The 3,532-nt window shown below is 30.7% G+C and carries 2 protein-coding genes and 1 pseudogene; 1 reads left to right on the top strand and 2 read right to left on the bottom strand.

Features of this window, described 5'->3' with window-relative positions:
• Positions 1 to 987: pseudogene (locus F6K13_RS24025) on the top strand (hypothetical protein); the annotation flags it as partial.
• 305 nt (positions 988 to 1,292) lie between these two features.
• Here F6K13_RS24025 and F6K13_RS24020 read toward each other — a convergent pair.
• On the bottom strand, positions 1,293 to 2,867 hold the full coding sequence (locus tag F6K13_RS24020; protein WP_124146127.1) for a glycosyltransferase family 39 protein: 1,575 nt from the start codon (positions 2,865 to 2,867) through the stop codon (positions 1,293 to 1,295).
• Positions 2,864 to 3,532, bottom strand: a 669-nt coding sequence (locus tag F6K13_RS24015) for an RNA-guided endonuclease TnpB family protein (protein WP_287288606.1), incomplete at its 5' end; no start/stop codon positions are given. The genes F6K13_RS24020 and F6K13_RS24015, both read right to left, overlap by 4 nt.

Raw genomic sequence — 3,532 nt, 5'->3', positions numbered from 1 at the left:
AATCATTCTCTGAAAACTTTAATAATTTCTTTAGTAATATTTGTAGGCTTTGCTTGTTTAGTTTATGTTCCCATGAAGTTAACAGGAGCAACTAATAGTGAGATTCTAAGTGACTCAGAATTTATTTATTGGTATGGTTATATTCGCCATCCTCACCACATAATTCCTTCTCGGTTTTCGATTCAAGAATGGAAGAGTTTTATTTTTTATCTTACTGGTACTTTTTTATTAATTAAAACTTCAGATTTATTAAGTTCTGATGATAAAAAAAATCTTTGTATCATTATATATTTTACTTTGTTGGCACTTGCTGTTAATTATGTTTTTGTTGAAGTTTATCCCTTATCTTTATTTGCAAAATTGCAATTAGCTAGAACAACTCCTTTTGCAAAAATTGTCACACTTATCGTTATCAGTGTTGCAGTTACTCAATACTATCAAAAAGGGAATCTAGCAATTTGTTTACTGCTTCTTTTTCTTCCGACTATTCCGACTACCAATAATAACGGAATGCTATTTTTTTCAGTAGTTTTAATAATTGTAATTTTGCAAACTTTTGATTTGTTAAAATTAACAAGAACCAGATTATTTACCTCTCTAGCAATTATTGGCTTATTAAGTTGGATTATTTTCAATGCTCCTTCAACATCAATTTCAACAATATTGGAAATTATTTGTCTACAATTACTTTCTTTAGGAATTTTATCAATTCCTTTTTTATTACAAGAAAAGCAATTACTACTAAAAAAACTTAATGTAAGGATTAATGCAACTATTTATACTTCAGCGATATTTTCTCTGATCTATTTTTATTTAGGTTTTTTCCAACTCTTACATAAAAGATTACCCCAAATTAATTATTCTCAGATCCCAAGCCACCGTCTCGCATTGAATTTTAGAAATCTTACTACCAAAGATTCCTTAATTAGGAACGATCAATTACATTTACCGCCAACATTGCTTCATCTAGCCAAAGTGGACGGTTGAAAATGAACTGATAAATTCTTAGGGTAGCTCCAATTAATAAAATTACTGCTGTAGTCAAATTGATATGGTGAAGAGATTTAAGTGAAATAGTCCTTGTCATGTTGTTAAGAGTAAAATAGACTTCCTGGAAAAATAAATTTTATAAGGATCTACTAATAGATTGATAGTAAATACCACTGTTAATTGAGAAATAACAACTACACCGAATATTTTTAGAAAATGAGCATAATCTTTCATCCATCCATTACCTTAAAATTATGAATAAAATAATAACTTTTTGTCGCTCATTTTCATTATTAATTCTCTTAATTTTTTAATTTATTTCTATCTATATTGATAATACAATCATTATTTAAGTTTTGAAAATTAGAGTTAGAATCTTTCTTGATTAATACTTGAGATTCATTCTCCACATTTATATGTTTAATTTCTTTAGGGTAATTTTCATTTAATAGAACTAATAAAGGATACTCAAAAGAAGAACTTTTAAAAGTCAAACCTATATTTTTACATTGATTTGATTCTACTCTCACAACTTCATCTAAATAAAATTGTTGATATGTTGGTTGAGTTTGAAAATACTGTTCTACTCTTGAATTTTGAAAAATATTGTTCTCCCCAATTAATGGTCTTACTGAATTAAAGAAAACCCATTTGTAAGAAAGACATAAAACAAGTATTGCCAAGAAATAGCTTACTTGTTTCGGTAAAGATTTAGAAAATACAACAGCTACAAAAGGAGAAAATAATATAAATAGAGGTAAATGTAATCGACAACGATAAGGAGACCATGTTAAAAGACTTGCAAATAAAACAAAACCTAAAACTAGAACTATCCCATATTTAATTAAAAGTTTATTTGTCCATATTTTTTGATTAATAGTTAAGACAACAAATGACCCTATTATTAATAATAAATGCAAAGGATTACCTGCAACATCTTCATTAGTAGATAAGCCAGGAACATAAAATTTTCTGGCTTTAGGGCTAATTAAAGCTGGATCGGATAAGTCTATTCCTAATACTCCGTGAATAATTTCTAATACTTTATTAGTTAAACCCGTAGTAGGAGAAATAATTTTTTCTAATTGTAGATTCCTGACAATATCAGCATGCAATGATAAATTTTTTAAGATTCCTGAAATAGAAATCAATACACCGAATTCTTTATTTCTTTCTCCCGTCGCCGCCAACCCTAATACCGAGTCAAAAAGAGCATAATTTCTTAAATAATGTCCTAAATTAATGGCTAATACTATTAATAAAATAATAACTATAGGTTTAATAGCTTGCCACTTTAAATTCTTAATTCCCCACAACAATAACCAAATACAAAATGGGAAAGCATAAATATAAGCCGTACCTTTTGTTAAAATAGCTAAACCTAAACTAAACCCTAAAAACAAAATATTACTTTTAGATATACCGTTTTCTAAGGTTGTAAATGTAAAATAAACAAAACAAATTAACCAAAAAGTAACTACAAGATCGTTATTAGTACCAGAAGCTTGTAGAATTCCCATAGGAATAGTTACAGCAAAAACACTAGCCAGAATTTGATCGCGAATATTACCACCTAACTGTTTAGCAAGAATAGAAACACCCAAGACACTCATTACCATGCTACCCCACTGGATCGTATTCACAAAGCGATCGCTTTTGTTGAGAATTTGAAAGTGAGCCATGGCAAATTCTGACCAAGGATTTTGATACAGATGAAATAAATTATAGGTAGGATAATGAGCGACAGTATGGTTTTGAATCCAATAATATATACGAGGTAAATGATACTGCTCTATAAAACTGATACAAAGCGTCACATAAGGTGACAATCTGATGTTTACTTCCTGCTTCCACTGAGGCCGTCGGCGGTTACTCATCCACAGGCATTCACGGTCGAGCCGACCGCATCTCTTAAATTTATACTGGCGTTTAAATCTCTATCTATTGACAAGCCACATTCAGGGCAGTCATAAGTCCTTACGTTTAATGGCATATCCTGAACATGACCACAGTTAGAACAAGTCTTTGATGATGGAAAAAACCTATCAACTATTGCTAACTCAGAACCGTACCACTGTGTTTTATATTCTAGTTGACGCCTGAATTCATAAAAGCCTTGGTCTGCTATTGACTTAGCCAGTTTACGGTTAGCTAACATTCCACTAACGTTTAAATCTTCTATGACAACAGTGCCGTGGTTTTTGGCTAGGTAAGTTGTCAATTTATGAAGTGTGTCTTTACGGATGTTAGCTACTTTTGCGTGTAGCTTGGCAATTTTGAGTTGTGAAGAACGCCAATTAGCTGAACCAATTTCTTTATTCCGGTTTAGATATTGTAGTTGAGAAAGCTTGGCTTCAAACTGGCGATATGACTTGACGCTGTCAAAAACTTTTCCATCACTTAAAGTTGCTAATGTTTTAATGCCTAAATCTACACCTATAACTTCAGTAGTTTTTGGTGTTAGATATTGAGTAAATTCATAACTCAAACTTAAATACCAATCACCTGCGTGTCTACTAATAGTTATTTTTTTAGTTGTTGC

The organism is Okeania sp. SIO2B9 (assembly GCF_010672505.1).
In the GTDB taxonomy this organism is placed as follows: Bacteria; Cyanobacteriota; Cyanobacteriia; order Cyanobacteriales; family Microcoleaceae; genus Okeania; species Okeania hirsuta.
This window is presented reverse-complemented; position numbering and strand designations above follow the sequence as displayed.

Bases quoted from the DNA above. Each gene is read 5' to 3' on its own strand.
- F6K13_RS24020 (WP_124146127.1), bottom strand. From the start codon at position 2,867: ATGAGTAACCGCCGACGGCCTCAGTGGAAGCAGGAAGTAAACATCAGA.